At 65.5% G+C, this 18892-nt stretch carries 14 protein-coding genes; 8 read left to right on the top strand and 6 right to left on the bottom strand.

Features of this window, described 5'->3' with window-relative positions:
- Window positions 1–23: 23 nt before the first annotated feature.
- From IC762_RS14485 to rpiA, 4 genes are all read right to left on the bottom strand, one after another.
- Window positions 24–1478, bottom strand: a complete 1455-nt coding sequence (locus tag IC762_RS14485; protein ID WP_195789446.1) for an amino acid permease — start codon at window positions 1476–1478, stop codon at window positions 24–26.
- Window positions 1479–1937: 459 nt separating this feature from the next.
- Window positions 1938–3323, bottom strand: a complete 1386-nt coding sequence (gor, locus tag IC762_RS14480) for a glutathione-disulfide reductase (RefSeq protein ID WP_195789445.1) — start codon at window positions 3321–3323, stop codon at window positions 1938–1940.
- A 143-nt stretch (window positions 3324–3466) separates the two neighbouring features.
- Window positions 3467–4018 (bottom strand): DUF2059 domain-containing protein, encoded by a 552-nt coding sequence (locus tag IC762_RS14475; RefSeq protein WP_195789444.1) that lies wholly within the window; start codon window positions 4016–4018, stop codon window positions 3467–3469.
- A gap of 23 nt (window positions 4019–4041) precedes the next feature.
- The gene (gene rpiA / locus IC762_RS14470; protein ID WP_195789443.1) at window positions 4042–4740 is read right to left on the bottom strand and encodes a ribose-5-phosphate isomerase RpiA; all 699 of its coding nucleotides are present in this window, start codon (window positions 4738–4740) and stop codon (window positions 4042–4044) included.
- Between the two features lie 235 nt (window positions 4741–4975).
- On the opposite strand from rpiA, the gene IC762_RS14465 reads away from it, so the two are divergent.
- The 5 genes from IC762_RS14465 (at window position 4976) to IC762_RS14445 (ending at window position 10123) form a co-directional block, all read left to right on the top strand.
- Window positions 4976–5656, top strand: a complete 681-nt coding sequence (locus IC762_RS14465) for an HAD-IA family hydrolase (protein WP_195789442.1) — start codon at window positions 4976–4978, stop codon at window positions 5654–5656.
- 161 nt (window positions 5657–5817) lie between these two features.
- Window positions 5818–6303, top strand: a complete 486-nt coding sequence (locus IC762_RS14460; RefSeq protein ID WP_195789441.1) for a hypothetical protein — start codon at window positions 5818–5820, stop codon at window positions 6301–6303.
- A gap of 272 nt (window positions 6304–6575) precedes the next feature.
- Window positions 6576–7610: a GTP 3',8-cyclase MoaA gene (gene moaA, locus IC762_RS14455; RefSeq protein ID WP_195789440.1), complete on the top strand. Its 1035-nt coding sequence runs from the start codon at window positions 6576–6578 to the stop codon at window positions 7608–7610.
- Window positions 7611–7982: 372 nt separating this feature from the next.
- Complete coding sequence (locus IC762_RS14450) at window positions 7983–8522, top strand: TRAP transporter small permease subunit (protein WP_195789439.1); 540 nt, start codon at window positions 7983–7985, stop codon at window positions 8520–8522.
- Window positions 8519–10123 carry a TRAP transporter large permease gene (locus tag IC762_RS14445; protein ID WP_195789438.1) on the top strand — a complete coding sequence of 535 codons (1605 nt, stop codon included), beginning with the start codon at window positions 8519–8521 and terminating at the stop codon, window positions 10121–10123. Before IC762_RS14450 ends, IC762_RS14445 begins: the two co-directional genes overlap by 4 nt.
- Before the next feature lie 239 nt (window positions 10124–10362).
- Here IC762_RS14445 and IC762_RS14440 read toward each other — a convergent pair whose 3' ends face one another.
- The gene (locus IC762_RS14440; protein ID WP_195789437.1) at window positions 10363–11682 is read right to left on the bottom strand and encodes a sensor histidine kinase; all 1320 of its coding nucleotides are present in this window, start codon (window positions 11680–11682) and stop codon (window positions 10363–10365) included.
- A gap of 1 nt (window position 11683) precedes the next feature.
- Window positions 11684–12358: a response regulator gene (locus tag IC762_RS14435; RefSeq protein ID WP_195789436.1), complete on the bottom strand. Its 675-nt coding sequence runs from the start codon at window positions 12356–12358 to the stop codon at window positions 11684–11686.
- Window positions 12359–12599: 241 nt separating this feature from the next.
- On the opposite strand from IC762_RS14435, the gene IC762_RS14430 reads away from it, so the two are divergent.
- From IC762_RS14430 to IC762_RS14420, 3 genes are all read left to right on the top strand, one after another.
- On the top strand, window positions 12600–13802 hold the full coding sequence (locus IC762_RS14430) for an efflux RND transporter periplasmic adaptor subunit (protein WP_246801566.1): 1203 nt from the start codon (window positions 12600–12602) through the stop codon (window positions 13800–13802).
- A gap of 201 nt (window positions 13803–14003) precedes the next feature.
- Entirely contained in the window at window positions 14004–17252 is a 3249-nt protein-coding gene (locus tag IC762_RS14425; protein ID WP_195789435.1) for an efflux RND transporter permease subunit, read from the top strand.
- 54 nt (window positions 17253–17306) lie between these two features.
- A complete protein-coding gene (locus tag IC762_RS14420) occupies window positions 17307–18806 on the top strand; it encodes an efflux transporter outer membrane subunit (protein WP_246801565.1) in 1500 nt (499 codons plus the stop codon).
- Window positions 18807–18892: the final 86 nt, after the last annotated feature.

Raw genomic sequence — 18892 nt, 5'->3', positions numbered from 1 at the left:
GGCAGCAGCGGCGCGCGGCTAGTCTAGCGCGATGCCTCACCATTGAGCAGCACCGAGTGACTGCGGCCATAGGCGAAATACAAGGCAAGGCCGATCACCAGCCACACGATCAAACGCAGCCACGTCGCCAAAGGCAGGAACACCATCAGCATCAGCGAGAACGCCATGCCGAGCACCGGCACCACCGGAACGCCGGGCGTCTTGAACGGACGGGCGATATCCGCATCGCTCTTGCGCAGATAGATCACCGCGCCGCAGACCAGCACGAACGCGAACAACGTGCCGATCGAGACCATCTCGCCCAATATGTCGATCGGGGTCAGCGCCGCGACCACGGCCACCACGATCCCGATCAGCAGCTGGCTCTTGTGCGGCGTCCCGAGCGAGGGATGCACGTCGGAGAACATCTTGGGCAGCAGGCCGTCCTTGGCGATCTGGAAGAAGATCCGGCTCTGGCCATAGAGCAGCACCAGGATCACCGTGGTGAGGCCGGCAAGCGCGCCGATCTTGATCAGCACCGAGAACCAGGTCAGCCCGATGACGTCGACGCCCTTGGCGATCGGATCGGGCACGCCGAGCTCGGTGTAGGGCACGAGGCCGGTGAGCACGCCGGCGACCGCGACATAAAGGATGGTGCAGATCAACAGCGAGCCGAGGATGCCGATCGGCATGTCGGTCTGCGGATTCTTGGCCTCCTGTGCCGCGGTCGAGACGGCGTCGAAGCCGATGAACGCAAAGAACACGACCGACGCGCCGCGCATCACGCCGCTCCAGCCGAACTGACCGAAGGTGCCGGTATTGTCGGGGACGAACGGGTGCCAGTTCGCCGGCGTGACGTAGCCGACGCCGAGCAGGATGAAGGCGCACACGACGACGAGCTTGATGCCGACCATGATGTTGTTGAGCCGGGCCGATTCCTTGGTGCCGCCGATCAGCATGGCCGTGAGGGCCAGCACGATGAGCGCGGCGGGCAGATTGATGACCCCGGCCACGGTCGTGCCGTCAGGCAGCTTGGTCTCGGTCCACGGCGCGGCGGCAAATTGCGGGGGAATGTTGATGCCGAAATTATGCAGCAGCGAGACGATGTAGCCCGACCAGCCGACCGCGACGGTGGAGGCGCCCATCGCGTATTCGAGGATCAGGTCCCAGCCGATGACCCAGGCGACGAGTTCGCCCAGCGTCGCATAGGTGTAGGTGTAGGTGCTGCCGGACACCGGCAACAGCGCAGCGAGTTCGGCGTAGCACAGGCCGACGAAGGCACAGGCGATGCCGCCGACGATGAAGGAGAGCATGATGCCGGGGCCTGCATAATGCGCCGCCGCGGTGCCGGTGAGGACGAAGATGCCGGCGCCGATGATGCAGCCGATGCCGAGTGCGGTGATGCTGAGCGCCCCGAGCGTCTTGCCGAGCGTGTGCTCCCCCGCTTCGGCGATGATGGTGGCGACCGACTTTCGCGTCATCAAACCCAGATCAGTCATGGCGACATCTCCTTCGATCGCGGCCAATGCGGCCTGCCATCAAGATTACGAGCCTGGATCCCGGTCTCCGAATGATTCTCCTCACCCGACACCGACGCAAGTTCTATTTTGGAGAAACGCACTTTCGGCGCGCGTGCTGCGAAGCAACAATCAGAGCGGGGCTTGGAGCGTATACGCGCAACCGGGGCGGCTGGTTCCGCTGATTAGAGGCCGCCGCGATCGAAGGCGTGATGAGATCAGGTCAGGCTGGCACGTCGTCGGAGGCTCACCTCTCCCTTGGGAGAGGCGCAGACCGCCTTTGGCGGCCGTTCTTTCGGAGAACGCCGAAGCGAAGCCTCGGTTATGGCGCAGCCCCGGGTGAGGGTTGACGGGTCCCTCGTTGAGCTGCGGCCCCTCACCCGATTTGCTGCGCAAATCGACCTCTCCCCGACGGGGGAGGTAAGGCGGCGAACCGTGCCCCTACTCCGCCGCCTGCCGCACGTGGCGCGCGGTCGGGGTGCGCATGGTCACCAGCTCTTCGGCGGCCGTTGGATGCAGCGCGATGGTGGCGTCGAAATCCGCTTTCGTCGCTTTCATCTTGATCGCGATCGCAACCACCTGGGTGACTTCGGCGGCGCTATCGCCGACGATATGGCAGCCGAGCACGCGGTCGCTCGCGCCGTCGACCACGACCTTCATCAGCACGCGGGTGTCGCGGCCGGACATCGTCGCCTTGATCGGGCGGAAATCGGTCTTGTAGATGTCGACATGGGCAAACTGCGCCCGCGCCTCCTCCTCGGTCAGACCCACGGTACCGACCTCGGGCTGCGAGAACACCGCGGTCGGGATCGTGGCGTGATCGACCTGCACGGGGCGCTTGCCGAACACGGTGTCGGCAAAGGCGTGGCCCTCGCGGATCGCGACCGGCGTCAGATTGTGGCGATGGGTGACGTCGCCGATCGCATAGATGTTGTCGGCCGAGGTCTTCGACCAGTGATCGACCTGGATGCCGCCGTTCTTCGGATTGATGGCGACGCCGGCGGTCTCGAGCCCGAGATTGGCGACGCTGGGGTGGCGGCCGATCGCGAACATCACCTGCTCGGAGGCAATGCTGGAGCCGCCGGACAGGTGTGACGTGAATTCGCTGCCGTGCTTCTCGACCTTGGTCACCGTGCAGCCGGTGATGATGGTGATGCCGCGCTTCTCCATCTCGGTGCGCACATGCTTGCGTACGTCCTCGTCGAAGCCGCGCAGGATGTTGTCGCCGCGATAGACCACGGTGACGTCGGAGCCGTAACCGTTGAAGATGCCGGCGAACTCCAGCGCGATATAGCCGCCGCCCTGGATCACGATGCGCTTCGGCAGCTGCTTCAGATGGAATGCCTCGTTGGAGGAGATCACGTGCTCGATGCCGGGGATCTCGGTGCCGTGATTGGGCGCGCCGCCGGTCGCGATCAGGATGTATTTTGCGGTGACCTTCTCGCCGGTGGCCAGGCGCAGGGTGTGAGCATCCTCCAGCACGGCGCGGGTCTTCACGATCCTGGCGCCGGACTTCTCGACATTCGTAGTGTAGGCGCGCTCGAGCCGGTCGATCTCCTTGTCCTTGTTGGCGACCAGCGTCGCCCAGTCGAACGAGACGTTGCCGATGCTCCAGCCGAAGCCGGCGGCATCCGCGATCTCGTCGTGAACGTGGCTGCCCATGACGAACAGCTTCTTCGGCACGCAGCCGCGGATCACGCAGGTGCCGCCCATCCGGTACTCTTCGGCGACCATGACCTTGGCGCCATAGCCGGCGGCGATGCGGGCGGCGCGAACCCCGCCCGAACCGCCTCCGATGACAAACAGGTCGACATCATACTCGGCCATGGCAACCACCTTTCTTCCCGCTCTCCCCGTTCTTGCGGGAGAGGGTCGGGGTGAGGGCTACCTCCACTATCTCAGGTCGTGGAGGGTCCCCTCACCCGATCGCTCCGCGATCGACCTCTCCCCGCAAGTGGGGCGAGGTAACTTTAGATATCCTTGCCGCGCTTCTTCATCTCGGTCTTGAACTGGCCGGCGACGAGGACGCCAAACTGCTGCGCCCACTGCTGCATATAGTTCAGCGATTCATTGATTGCCTTGGGCTCGGAGGTCAAAAGCTTCTGACCGAGCGGCGACTTGTAGAACACGACCAGGTCCTTCAGTTCCTGCTCGGTGAACTCGCTGGCGTAGATCTGCGCCATGCCCTCGCCGATCTCCTTCTCGCGCCCGGCCTGGGCCTTCGCGATGATCACCGCGACCTCGTTGAGGTCCTTCTGATAGTTCAGATATTGCTGCAGCAGGCCGGTCTTGGTCTTCTCGATGATGCCCGGAACGGCGCCGGCATACATGGCGGCGACGTTCTTCATCGCCAGGATCTCCTTGGCGTAGCCGATCGCCGCGGGCGACGACTGCTTGACGGCAGGCGCGGCGGGCGCGCCGCCCGCGGCCGGCGCCTGCTGCTGCGCCATCGCCGGCGCGGCCGCAAGCGCCAGTCCGACGGCCACGGTCGCAGCCGACAAAAGTCCCGAGAAACGCTTCATTCCAAGTCTCCTTGCTTGCGGCGTCATCGCCGTTCAACAACCCGAATTCCCTGCGCGCCGGCCAGCACGGCGCGGCTCGCGAGCCCAATGAACAGGCCATGCTCGACGACACCAGGAATTGCGCTGAGCAGGCCGGCGAGATGCGGCGGATCGCCGATCCGGCCAAGGTGAGCGTCGACGATCCAGTGGCCGCCATCGGTGACGAAAACGTGACCGTCCTTGGCCTTGCGGATCACCATCTGGCCGGACACGCCGGCCCTGGCAAAGGCGCGCGTGATCGCCGCCTGCGTCGCCGCGAGCCCGAACGGGATCACCTCCACGGGCAGCGGAAAGCGGCCGAGCGCATCGACCCATTTGCTGTCGTCGGCGATCACGATCATGCGAGCGCTGGCCGCGGCCACGATCTTCTCGCGCAGCAGCGCGCCGCCGCCGCCCTTGATCAGATTGAGCGCGGGATCGATCTCGTCGGCGCCGTCGACGGTGAGGTCGAGATGGTCGATCTCGTCCAGCGTGGTCAGGGGAACGCCGCAGCGGATCGCATCCGCGCGGGTCACCTCCGAGGTCGGCACGCCCACCACCTTCAGGCCGGACCTGACCTTCTCGCCGAGCAGTTCGACGAAATGCTTCGCCGTGGAGCCTGTGCCGAGCCCGAGCTTCATGCCGTCGCGCACCTCGTCGAGCGCGCGCGCCGCCGCCTGGCGTTTCAGTGCATCCATGTCCACGTGCCGACCGAGCCCCTGTTCTGCTGCGCCCGGGGCCTGGAATCCGCCCCGACCGGCGGGCGCATATCTAGCGTCGTTTGGCGGGCAGGAATAGCACCAACAAAGGCGTCCCGGACCGATTTAATGAGGGATTTCGGGGTCGATTTGCAGCGAAACGGGGCCAATTCCACTGCGGACGATGAGGATCGGCATCTTCCCTTGCATCGTGGCCCGACACCCGATAGCCAAATGCATCATGTCCACCTCCTCTCCCCCCATCATCGTGTTCGATCTCGACGGCACGCTGGTCGAGACTGCGCCCGATCTGATCGCCGCGCTGAATTACGTGCTCGACCGCGAAGGCTTGCAGCCGGTTCCGCTGGCCGCCGCGCGCAACATGATCGGCGCCGGCGCGCGCAAGCTGATCGAGCGCGGGCTCGAGGTGGAAGGGCGCGCGGTCACGGTCGCCGAACTCGACCGCATGACCAGCGACTTCGTCGCTTATTACGCGGACCACATCGCCGACGGCTCGCACCCGTTCGACGGATTGGAAGTCGCGCTCGACGTCCTTGCGTCGAAGGGGCATCGCCTCGCGGTCTGCACCAACAAGCTGGAATGGCTGTCGAAGCTGTTGCTCGACCGGCTCGAACTGACGCCGCGCTTTGCCGCGATCTGCGGCGCCGACACCTTCGGGGTCGCCAAACCCGATCCGGCGTTCCTGCGCGAGACGGTGGCGCGCGCCGGCGGCCGGCTGCCGGGCGCGATCATGGTCGGCGATGCCGGCACCGATGTCGGCGTGGCGCGGCGGGCCCAGGTCCCGGTGATCGGCGTCGATTTCGGCTATACCGACGTGCCGATGGCGGAGCTCAAACCGGACCGGCTGATCAGTCATATGCGCGATCTGCCGGAGGCCGTCGCCAGCCTGGCGGCATCATAGTTTTTATGTAACATATTGATATCGCGTGGAAATATTTTTCCATGCGATTTTGCTGTTAACCATCCTTTAACGAACAGGCCCCGCGCTGTTGCGCCCCTGTTCCGACGCCCCTATGGTCGCCCGCGGGGATTGTGGCTGATAGCCGCAGGTGAGTGTGGATCATGCGTCGTGTCATCGCGATTGCCGTCGCCGGACTGAGTCTGGGCGGCTGCTCGTCATTCTCAATGGACTACTTCAAGTCGGCGCCGCCGCCGATGCAGGTGCAGCTAGATTCGGCGCCGCAGGGCGCAGACGCCGTGACCTCGCTCGGGCCGGGCTGCAAGACGCCCTGCTCGGTGTCGATCCCGACGCCGGAGACCAATTTCTCCGTCACCTTCAACGCGCCGAAATTCCAGCCTGCGACGGTGCCGGTGACGGTCACCCGCGTGCCAGGCGACTTCACCACCCCGGCCACGACCACGCTCGATCCGAGCCCGGTGTTCGCCGCGCTACAGCCGGCCGGGCCGCCGCCCCGCGCGACGCGCAAGCCGATGCGGCCGAAGAAGAAGCGGCCGAGGCCGGCCGCCGCAGCCCCTGCCGGCGCGGCCCCCGCCGATCCGAGCGCAGCGCCACCGCCGCCGGCGGCTCCTGCCGCGCCGACGCGCTAAGGCGCACCGCATTCAATTGCACCGCACAAGAGCCCGGCCAGCGCCGGGTTCTTCCGTTTCTGTCGTGAAGTCCCGGCGATTGCGATCACGCATCGCGCGATATGGCTCGCCTATCGCGCGAAATCCATTTTGCATGTCGCGGATCGTTGCTTGATCCGCGCTCGATCCTCCCTTGGAACGCATTGTGACAACGTGCCAACATGCATACATTGTCGGTGTCGGCGCCGCGCGCGGCGCGGCAGGCAGGGAACAAGTTGCAGGGCCCGGGTTGAATGAACGCATCCACAGAGGCGCTTTCCGATACGCTGTTTCGTCCGATGACCGATCCGTTCGGCCGGACGATCCGTTACCTGCGCGTCTCCGTCACCGACCGCTGCGATCTGCGCTGCTTCTATTGCATGTCGGAAGACATGACGTTCCTGCCGAAGGCCGATCTGCTGACCCTGGAAGAGCTCGACCGGCTCTGCTCGGCGTTCATCGACAAGGGCGTGCGCAAGATCCGTCTCACCGGCGGCGAACCGCTGGTCCGCCGCAATGTGATGGGCCTGGTGCGCGCGCTGTCGCGGCACCTCTCGAGCGGCGCGCTCGATGAGTTGACGCTGACCACCAACGGCTCGCAGCTCGCGCGCTTCGCAAGCGAGCTCGCCGATTGCGGCGTGCGCCGCGTCAACGTCTCGCTCGACACGCTCGATGCGGCCAAGTTCCGCGCTATCACCCGCTGGGGCGATCTCGACAAGGTGTTGTCGGGGATCGAGGCGGCACGCGCCGCGGGTCTTGCGGTCAAGATCAACGCGGTCGCGCTGAAGAACATGAACGAGGACGAGATCCCGGCCCTGATGGAGTGGGCGCATGGCAAGGGCATGGGCCTGACCCTGATCGAGGTGATGCCGATGGGCGACATCGGCGAAGGCCGCATCGATCAGTATGTGCCGCTGTCGCTGCTCCGCGCGCGGCTCGAGAAGCACTACACGCTGACCGATCTCGACGACAACACCGGCGGTCCGGCCCGCTACGTCCGTGTCGCCGAGACCGGCGGCAAGCTCGGCTTCATCACGCCGATGACCCACAATTTCTGCGAAGCCTGCAACCGGGTGCGGATCACCTGCACCGGCACGCTGCACACCTGCCTCGGCCATGAGGACGCCTCCGACCTGCGCCGTCCGTTGCGCGCCTCTGACGACAACGGCCTGCTCTCGGCCGCGATCGACCGCGCCATCGGGCTGAAGCCGAAGGGCCATGATTTCATCATCGACCGCCGCCACAACCGCCCGAGCGTCAGCCGCCACATGAGCGTCACCGGCGGTTAAGGCGTATCGTCCGCCGGGGCGGGTTCCGGCGCCCCGCCGTGACGGACAAACCTGATACCACCTGCCCCATCGTCCCCTCCCGTCCCCGATTTACCAAGCGGGGACAACGGCTTGCCACATCGTCAATTTGCCCATTTTCCAATTGACGGCGTTTCGCCGCGCTGATTTGGTGCGGCGGCTTTCATGCCGGCCGGTCGGACAGGCCGCTGCCCCGACGGGCGCAGCCAAGAACGGGGAAAGCGTTTTCGGGGGAGGACGACGGTTTGCAAATGCTCCTGAAAGTGAGCCGCGGCTCCGCGCGCGTGCGCGCGGCGGCCAGATGATGCTTGAAAAGATATTCGGCGCGCGGACGGCGCGGCCGCGGAGATCGTGATGCGCCCATTGTTGGCACTGAGTCAGGCCATCGACAAGCTCAACGAAAAGATCGGAACCATCTGCAACCTGCTGGTCCTGCTCGCCTGCCTGGTCAGCGCCGGCAACGCCATGATCCGCTACGCCTTCAGTTCCTCCTCGAACGGCTGGCTCGAGGCGCAGTGGTACATGTTCGCGATCCTGGTGATGTTCGGCTCGTCCTACACCTTCAAGCGCAACGAGCATGTCCGGGTCGAGATCCTCTATCTGATGCTGTCCGAGCGCGGCCAGCTCTGGCTCGACCTGATCTGCACGCTGCTCTTCCTGATCCCGGCCTGCCTGCTGCTCGCCTATCTGTCCTGGCCGTTCTTCTACCAGTCCTATTCGGTCGGTGAGATGAGCGGCAATGCCGGTGGCCTGATCCGCTGGCCGATCAAGTTCGTTATCCCGTCCGGCTTCGTGATGCTCGCGTTGCAAGGCGTCTCCGAGGTGATCAAGCGGATCGCCGCGCTGCAGGGCTACGTGACGATCGACGCGAAGTACGAGAGGCCGACGCAATGACGATTACGCTGGAGATGATGCCGCCGCTGATGTTCGGCGGCCTGATCATGGCGATGCTGATCGGCTATCCGGTGGCGTTCACGCTGGCCGCGGTCGGCCTGTCGTTCGGCTTCCTCGCCATCCACCTCGGCTTCTTCGACCTCAACTTCCTGCAGGCGATCCCGGGCCGCATCTTCGGCAGCGTGCTGTCCAACGAGCTGCTGCTCGCGATCCCGTTCTTCACCTTCATGGGCGCGATATTGGAGAGATGCGGGCTCGCCGAGGACATGCTGGACTCGATGGGCCAGCTGTTCGGTCCGATCAGGGGCGGCCTCGGCTATTCCGTGATCATCGTCGGCTTCATCCTCGGCGCCATCACCGGCACGGTGGCGGCGCAGGTGATCGCGATGGCGCTGATCTCTATGCCGGTGATGATCCGCTACGGCTACAACATCCGCTACGTCACCGGCGTGCTCGCCGCCTCCGGCACCATCACGCAACTCGTTCCTCCCTCTCTCGTCCTGATCGTGCTGGCCGACCAACTCGGCAAGTCGGTCGGCGACATGTATCTCGGCGCCTGGGGCCCGTCGGTATTCCAGATCCTGCTGTTCGCCGGCTACACCTTCCTGCTCAGCATCATCAAGCCGAGCCATTTGCCCGCGGTGCCGAAGGAAGCCCGCACGCTGACCGGCTGGGCGCTGTGGAAGAAGTGCCTGCTCGGCATCATCCCGTCGGCGGTGCTGATCTTCGTCGTGCTCGGCACCATGATGATGGGGCTTGCGACCCCGACCGAAGCCGGCGCGATGGGCGCGGTCGGCGCCATCGTGCTCGCCGCGATCCACCACAAGGATTTCAGCGCGACCGGCAAGAAAATACTGATCATCGGCGTGATTGCCGGCGGCATCGGCACCATCATCGCGATGCTCTTCACCGAGAACTTGATCTTCAAGCTCGCCTTTGCGATCACCTATCTCGCGGTCGCCTGGATCTGCATCGAGGCGGTCAAGATTCCGGACCTGCGCGACCTGATCAAGCAGGGCTACGAAACCACCATGCGCATCACCTGCATGGTCACCTTCATCCTGATCGGCTCGACCTGCTTCTCGGTGGTGTTTCTCGGCGTCTCCGGCGGCGTCTGGCTGGAGAACCTGCTGACCTCGCTGCCCGGCGGCGTCTGGGGCTTCCTGATCTTCATCAACCTGTTCATCTTCTTCCTGGCGTTCTTCCTCGATTTCTTCGAGATCGCCTTCATCATCCTGCCGATGATCGCGCCGATCGCGCAGAAGGTGCTGGCGCCGGTGGTCGGCCCCGACGCCGCGCTGATCTGGTTCGGCGTCATGCTCTGCGTCAACATGCAGACCTCGTTCCTGCATCCGCCGTTCGGCTTCGCGCTGTTCTATCTGCGCGGCGTGGCGCCGAAGGAAGTGAAGAGCTCCGACATCTACTGGGGCGCAATGCCCTGGATCGGCCTGCAGGCGATCATGGTGATCCTGGTGATCGCGTTCCCGGTCGTGGTGACCGGCCTGCTCGACAAGCCGGCCAATGTCGACCTCGACAAGGTCAAGATCGACGTGCCGCAGATCGACCTGCCACCGCTCGATTTCGGGCAGCCGAAGCAGTAGCGGGCGTTCCGCGCAATGACGGAGCTTTGGCCTGCACCACAAACTCGGTGTCGTCCCTGCGAAAGCAGGGACCCATAACCACAAATATTGATTGTTTCTTTACGCCGGAACGACGAGTCCCGTTCACATTGCGAGCCGCGGAGTATGGGTCCCTGCTTTCGCAGGGACGACAGTTGCTGTTGACGAACGACCGGCGAACAATCGCTGCTCGCAATGACGGTGAGGTTGGAGCTGCTGCTTCACGATCCCGCCTCCGCCAGCCGAAAACTCAGCGTGAACTGCGCGCCGCCCTCCGGTAAATTCTCCACCTCGACCGCGGCAGAATGATCGTCGACGACGCTGCGCACGATCGAAAGCCCGAGGCCTGCGCCGTCGGTGCGCCGGCGGTCGCCGCGCCAGAAGCGCTGGAAGATCAGGCCCTGCTCGGCGGGCGGAATACCGGGCCCGCAGTCGCGCACCCGCACCGAGCCGTCCTCGCGCACCTCGACGTCCACGGCGGTGGCATCGGCGGTGTATTTGATGGCGTTCTCCGCCAGGTTGAAGATCGCGCGCTGCAGCATCTCCGCATTGCCCCTGACCTGCACCGGCTCGTCGGTGCCGCGCAGCGCGATGTCCTTCTGCTGCGCCAGTGCAAACGGCGCGATCGAGCCCACCACCTCGGCACACACCGCGCGCAGATCCGCCGTCTCGTCGGGATCGACGATCTGGGTGTCGAGCTCGGCGATCTCGAGCAGCTGGCTGACGATCCGGCTCATGCTTTCGATGTCGGCGTGCAGCTCCGTGATGCCCTCGCCAGCCTGCAGCGTCTCGATCCGGGTCCGCAGGATCGCGAGCGGCGTGCGCAACTGATGCGCGGCATCCGCCGTGAACTGGCGCTGCACCCGAAAGCCATGCTCGAGGCGATCGAAGGCCTGGTTGACCGCGGTCACCAGCGGCAGGATCTCGCTCGGAATTCCGTCCGCCGGCAGCCGAATGTCGGTTCGCGCCGGTCCGATGCTGCGCGCCGTCTCCGAGGCCTGCAACAGCGGAATCACGGCACGGCGGAAAATCAGGATGTCGGCGGCGAGCAGGATCAGCAGGATCGGGATCGTGATCCAGCCGACGCGCCGGAAGAAATTCGCCACGATGTCGTCGGTGATGACGTCGCGATGCGACAGGTCCTCGGCGACGTGGATGCGCAGGCTGTCGCCGTCGATGTCGCGCATCACGCTCGCACCCGCAATCGTATCCGACGATGCCTGCTTCGCCGGGCTGCCGTGATGCGACGAAAACAGCACCCGCCCGTCGGCGGCGTAGATGTCGTAGCGATAGCGGCCATAGGCTTCGGAATAGAGGTCCTTGAGGCTCTCGGGAAGATTGAGGGTCAGCTTGCCGTCCGGGCCGGTCGCGAGCTTCTCGCCGAGCACATCGGCCTGGTCCCGCATCGCCTCGCGATGCAGCTGGTCGATCTCCGAATTCAGCAGCCACAGCAGCAGAAGCGGCAGGAAGATCGCCGCGACCGCGACCGCTACGATGTGCAGGAACACGATCCGCGAGGTCAGCGACTTGAAGCGGAACACGCTACTTCTCCTCCGCCATCAGGTAGCCGACGCCCCTGATGGTGTGGATGACGATCCTGGCACGGTGCTCGGCCAACAGCTTGCGCAGCCGCGAGACGTAGACCTCGACGGCGTTCGAGGCGACCTCGCCGGCCAGCCCGAAAATGTGGTCCTCGACATTCTTCTTCGGCACCACCCGCCCCTGCCGCCGCAGCAGGATCTCCAGCACCGAGGTCTCGCGCGCCGAGAACACGTGCGGCGCGCCGTCGATGAAGACCTGGCGGCTTTCGGTGTCGTAGATCAGATTGGCGAGGTTGAGCGAGGAGCCGAGCAACTGGCCGGGCCGGCGCAGGATGGCTTCAAGCCGCGCCACCAGCTCCTCCAGCGCGAACGGCTTCGCCAGGTAGTCGTCGGCACCGGTGCGCAAGCCCGAGACGCGATCCTGCAAGCCGTTGCGCGCGGTCAGCACCAGGACCGGAAGCGGGTCGGTCTTGCGGCGAAGCTCCGACAGCACCGACAGGCCGTCGCCGTCGGGCAGGCCGAGATCGAGGATCATCGCCGCATAGCTGACGCTGCGCAATGCGTCGCGCGCCTCGGCAACGCTGCTGACGATATCGGCCGCATAGCCGGCCGCCATCAGCCCGTTGGCGAGCAGGCGCGACAGCTCTGCATTGTCCTCGACGATCAGAAGTCGCATGGCAACGATCCCGCCTTCATTCGATCCGTGCTCCGTTTGCACACCGCGGTGCGCGCGCGACATACGCTATGTTTTCGCGATGGCCGACATCGCCGGCCCCTTATGGAAAATAGATAATCGCGCCGGCGCTGCAATCAAAATTCGCACGGCGCGCACGCAATTGCGCGAAGCAGCGTAAGGCTGGCGTCAGCTGGCCCTGATAACACGTGCTCGCTCCAATGTGGCGATGATCGGGCGGGCGATGTCATTTCGGGTCAGATATGCAGGCTATGCGGCGATGCCCGTGCTCGCGGCGGTTCTCGCCGGCGCGTGGCTGACGATGCGCGCCGACGGCGTGCAGAGCGCGAGGGCTGCGGACAAAGCCCCCCAGGACGTCAACATCGAACAGCAATACGTCGTGCTGACCGACAAGCAAGCCGCGACCCTCAAGGTCGAAGCGGCGGCGCAGCGCTCCTTCCGGACCCTGAAGAATGCGGTCGGCTCGATCGATTTCAATCAGAACATGCTGGTGCAGTCCTTCACCCCGAATCCGGGCCGCATCGTCGACACGCTTCTCAATGTCGGCGACGAGGTGAAGAAGGGCGACACGCTGTTCACGATCGACAGCCCCGATTTGCTGCAGGCGGAATCCGCGCTGCTGGCCGCGGCCGGCGTGCTCGAGCTGCAGACCCGCACGCTCGCCCGGGTCAAGCAGCTGTTGAAGACCGGCGGCGGCGCCCAGAAGGACGTCGACCAGGCCATCTCGGACCAGCAGACCGCCGAAGGCAACTTCAAGGCGGCGCGCGACGCGGTGCGCATCTTCGGCAAGACCGACGCCGAGATCGATCGCATCGTGGCCGATCGCAAGGTCGATTCCATCCTGGTGGTGCCGAGCCCGATCTCGGGGCGGATCATCGCGCGCAATGCCGCGCCCGGCCTCTACGTGCAGCCCGGCAACGCACCGGCGCCGTATTCGCTGGCCGACATCTCGACGATGTGGATGCTCGCCTATGTGATCGAGACCGATGCGCCCGCCTACCGGATCGGCCAGCCGGTCGAGGTGCGGGTGCCGGCCTATCCCGGCGAGGTGTTTCGCGGACGGGTGACGACGCTCGGGCTCAACATCGATCCGAACTCGCATCGCCAGCTGGTGCGCTCGGTGATCGAGGATCCCCAGCACAAGCTGCGCGCCGGCATGCTGGCAAGCTTCACCATCGAGACCGAGCCGCCGGAGATGTCGGTCAGCGTCCCCGCCGACGCCATCGTGCGCGAGGGCGACGGCACGATGACGGTGTGGGTCACGAGCGACAGCCGCAGGTTCGATCGGCGCTCGGTGACGATCGGGCCGGAGCAGAACGGCTGGCGCCAGATCCTGGCCGGCCTTGGCGCCGGCGAGAAAGTCGCCTCCACCGGCGCGATTTTCCTCAGCAACAAGTTCGCCAACGCGACCACGGGCGGGGCATGACGACGGCTCCACTTTCGCCCCTCCCCGCTCGCGGGGAGAGGCCGGAATTCAAGCACCGCTTGAATTCCGGGTGAGGGAGAGCCTCCGCGAACTCATCGCTCAGCCGTATTTGCCGCAACAGCCCCTCACCCCAATCCTCTCAGCGCGAGCTCCGCTCGTCGCGGCCCCGTAAGAACGGGGAGAGGGAGAAGAAGCAGCACCGTGATCAAGAGCCTCCTCCAATTCGGCCTGACCCGAAGCGCCGTCATCGTGCTCGGCCTTGCGGTGTTCTGCGCCGCAGGCTTCGCCGCATTCGCCAGGCTGAACATCGAGGCCTACCCGAACCCGGCACCGGTCATTCTCGAGATCACCGCGCAGGCCGCCGGCCTCTCCGCCGAGGAGATGGAGAAGTACTACACGATCCCGATGGAAGTCGGGCTCTATCCGACGCCCGGCGTCGTCAGCATCCGCTCGACCTCGTTCTATGGCCTGTCGTTCGTGCGGGTCACGTTCAAATACGGCGTCGACTACTATTTCGCGCTGACGCAGGCCACCAACAGCCTCACCCAGAACGTCCAGCTTCCCGCCAACCAGATCCCGCAAATCCAGCAGTCGAGCCTGGTCGGCGAGATCTACCGCTACCAGATGGTCGGGCCGCCGAATTTCGGCCTGACCAATCTTCGGACCCTGCAGGACTACGTCGTCACCCGCCGGCTGATGACGATACCGGGCGTGGTGCAGATCAATTCCTGGGGCGGCACCACCAAGCAGTTCAACGTCGACGCCGACCTCGCCAAGCTCGAATCCTACAACATCACGGTGCCGCAGCTGATCAGCGCGCTCGGCAACGCCAACGTCAATGTCGGCGGCCGCGAGATCGCGATCGGCCAGCAATCCGTCAACATCCGCGGCATCGGCCTGATCAATTCCGGCGGCGACGACGACGTCACCAAGGGCACCAAGGTCCAGGACATCGAGAACATCGTCCTGACCCAGTCCAACGGGCTGCCGATCCAGATCAAGGACGTCGCCAAGGTCTCGGTCGGCTACGTGCCGCGGCTCGGCATTGCCGGCAAGGACCGGGACGACGACGTCGCGGCGGCGATCGTGGTGATGGGGCGCACCCAGCACACCAACGACATCATTCCGAAGGTCGAGGAGGAAGTCGCCAGGATGAACAGCGACGGTACGCTGCCTCCCGGCGTCCGGATCGTCCCCTATTACGATCGCACGTCGCTGGTCAGCGTCACGACGCACACGGTGTTGCACAATCTGGTGTTCGGCTGCGTCCTGGTGTTCATCATCCAATGGGTGTTCCTCGGCGACCTCCGTAGCGCGCTGATCGTCAGCGCCAATATTCCGTTCGCGCTGTTCTTTGCCATCATCATCCTGGTGCTGCAGGGCGAAGACGCCAATCTGCTGTCGCTCGGCGCGGTCGATTTCGGCATCATCGTCGATTCCGCCGTCATCATGATGGAGAACATCTTCCGCAACTTCCAGTCCGCGCCGGAGAACCGGCTGCGGGTGCTGCAGCAGCTGGCGCAGGGCTATTGGGGCGGCGATCCGACCGCCGCGCCGAACGGCCAGCCTGCGCCGGGCTGGACCGAGCGCCTGCGCATGATCTTCGTCAGCGCGCTGCAGGTCGACAAGGCGGTGTTCTTCACCGCGGCGATCACCGTCACCGCCTTCGTGCCGCTGTTCACCATGCAGGGCGTCGAAGGCCAGATCTTCGGGCCGATGGCCCGCACCTATGGCTATGCGCTGGCCGGCGCGTTGCTCGCGACCTTCACCGTGACGCCGGTGCTGGCCTCGTTGCTGCTGCCGCGGCACATCGAGGAGACCGAAACCGTCATCGTGCGCTGGCTGCGCAAGAGCTACACGCCGCTGCTGCGCTGGTCGCTGTCGAACGTGAAGGTCGCGGTCGTGGCCGGCCTCATCTTCCTCGGCCTCAGCGGGCTTGCGGCAAGCCGGCTCGGCAGCGAGTTCCTGCCGGCGCTGGAGGAAGGCAATTTCTGGATCCGCGCCTCGCTGCCGCCGACCATCTCGCTCGATGCCGGCACCGAGCCGACCCGCAAGATGCGCGAGATCCTGCTGCGTCATCCCGAAGTCATCACCGTGGTGTCGCAGCACGGCCGCCCCGACAATGGCAGCGACGCCTCGCCGTTCTCCAATGTCGAATTGTTCGCGCCGATCAAGCCGTTCGACCAGTGGCCGCCGGGCCTCACCAAGGAGAAGCTCACCGAGGAGTTGCAGAAGGAATTCGACGACGAGCTGCCCGGCGTCACCCTCAACTTCTCGCAATACATCCAGGACAACGTCGAGGAGGCGCTGTCGGGCGTCAAGGGCGCCAACTCGATCAAGATCATCGGGCCCAATCTCGACGTGCTCGAAGGGCTCGCGACCAAGGTGGCGCAGGAGATGGCCAAGATCCGCGGCGTCGAGGATCTCGGCATCTTCCATCTGGTCGGGCAGCCCAACCTCAACATCCGCGTCAACAGGGAGAAGGCGGCGCGCTACGGCCTCAACACTGGCGACGTCACCACCGTGGTGCAGGCGGCGCTCGGCGGCGCCAACGCCACGACGGTGCTGGAAGGCGACCGGCAGTTCGCCGTGGTGGTGCGGCTCGATCCGAAATTCCGCGAGAGCATCGATGCGGTGCGCGACATCAAGGTCGCCTATGCCAACCCGTCCGGCAGCAACGCCTATATCCCGTTGAGCGAGCTCGCCGACATCTCGCTCGATACCGGCGCGCTGTTCATCTATCGCGAGCGCAGCCAGCGCTACATCCCGATCAAGTTCAGCGTGCGCGGCCGCGACCTCAGCAGCACGGTGTCGGAGGCGCAGGCCAAGATCGCCGAGGCGGTGCCGCTGCCGACCGGCTACCGGATCATCTGGTCCGGCGAGTTCGACAATCTCGAGGCCGCCAAGGCGCGGCTGATGATCGTGGTGCCGGTGACGCTGCTCTTGATCTTCGTCCTGCTCTACAGCCTGTTCAATTCGCTGCGCGACAGCCTGTTGGCGCTGGCCGGCATCCCGTTCGCGGTCGGCGGCGGCCTGATCGCGCTGTATTTCGCAGGGCTCGATTTCTCGATCTCGGCCGCGATCGGCTTCATCTCGCTGTTCGGCGTCGCCGTGATGGACGGCATCCTCAACATCACCTATTTCCGCGAATTGCGCGCCTCCGGCATGAGCATCGCGGAGGCGGTGTTCAACGGCGCCGAGCAGCGCATGCGGCCGATGCTGATGACGGCGCTCTCCGCCGGCGTCGGCCTGTTTCCGGCGGCGCTGTCGCACGGCATCGGCAGCCAGGTCCAGCGGCCGCTCGCGACCGTCGCGGTCGGCGGCATGTTCATCGGGCCGCTGTTGCTGCTGGTCGTGGCGCCGGCGCTGCGCAAGATCTTCCTGTCGCGCGAGCGGGTGCCGGCCGTCGACGAGACGCCGGCTTCGGCGCCGCCCGAAGCGGCACATTAGGCGCCTGTCATGCACGACCTCAGGACAAGAACCTCTCATCATGCCGCCTCAGCGATGCGCGGGCTGGCCACGGCGGCCGGCGCGCTGATGCTTGCAAGCTGCGCGGTCGGCCCCAATTTCTCGTCACCGCCGGCGCCCGACGTCGCCGGCTACACGCCCGAGAAGCTGCAATCGCCCGGCACCGACGCCTCCGGCCCGCGCGTGACGACGCAGCGCTTCGTCAGTGGCGCAGACATGCCGACGCTGTGGTGGGCAGCGTTCCGCTCCGCGCCGCTCAACGCGCTGATCCGCCTGTCGGTCGAGCACAATCCATCGCTGCAATCGGCGGAGGCGGCGATCAAGGTCGCGAACTTCAACGCGCTGGCGCAGCGCGGCCTGTTCTTCCCGCAGGTCGGGGCGAACTATACCGCCTCGCAGCAGCTGATCTCCAATGCGTCCTCGGGCCCCGGCAATACCGCGCAGGACTCCTATGCGCTGCACACCGCCCAGCTCAATATCAGCTTCGTGCCCGACGTCTGGGGCGAGAACATGCGTAACGTCGAGAACCTCGACGCCGTCACCGAGCAGGCCCAGTTCCAGCTCGAGGCCGCCTATCTGACATTGACCGCCAATGTCGTGACGGCGGCGATCCAGGAGGGCTCGCTGCGCGGCCAGATCGCCGCCACCGAGCGCATCATCAAGATCGAACGCGACATCCTCGGCATCCTCAAGAACCAGTTCAATGCGGGTCAGGCGGCGCAGGTCGACGTGTTGGCGCAGGAGGCCGCGCTGGCGCAGTCCGAACAGACCTTGCCGCCCTTACAGAAGCAGCTCGCGATCCAGCGCGACCTCCTCACCGCGCTGGCCGGACAGTTCTCCGCCGACGAGATCTTGCAGAAGTTCGACCTCGAGCGCTTGACGCTGCCCGCCAATCTGCCGGTGACCCTGCCGAGCACGATGGTGGCGCAGCGCCCCGACGTGCGGGCCGCCGAAGCGAGCCTGCATTCGGCCAGCGCGCTGGTCGGCGTCGCGATCGCCGCCCGGCTTCCGAACTTCGTCATCTCGGCCAATCCCGGCAGCACCGCCTTCAACATCGGCCAACTGTTCACGCCCGGCACGCTGTTCTACACGGTCGCGGGCAGCGCGACGCAGACGCTGTTCGACGGCTACACGCTGTACCACAAGCAGAAGGCCGCGGAGGCCGCGCTCGACCAGGCCAACGCGCAGTACCGCCAGGCGGTCGTCACGGCGTTGCAGAACGTCGCCGACGCGATCCGCAGCCTGCAGGCCGATGCCCGCGCCGTGCAGGCCGCGATCAGGGCGGAGAACGCCGCGAAGGCCAGCCTCGACATCGTGCAGAAGCAGCTCGTGCTCGGGCAGGTCAATCAGGTCAACGTGCTGAACGCGCAGCAGGTCTACCTCAACGCCGCGATCACCCGCGTGCAGGCGGTGGCGACGCGGCTGTCCGACACCGCAGCGCTGTTCATGGCGCTCGGCGGCGGCTGGCCGACCGATTGCCCGACCAGCGATTGGCGCAGTTGCGTGTTCGAGACGCGGGTTGCAGCGAAGTCGTAAGCTCGTCCTGCCACATGCGGTAGCCTCGGGGCGATGGAAGCCCGCACGATTTCGGAATAATGGAATAATACCGCTGAGTTGCCCGA

The organism is Bradyrhizobium genosp. L (genome assembly GCF_015624485.1).
Lineage (GTDB): Bacteria > Pseudomonadota > Alphaproteobacteria > Rhizobiales > Xanthobacteraceae > Bradyrhizobium.
This window is presented reverse-complemented; position numbering and strand designations above follow the sequence as displayed.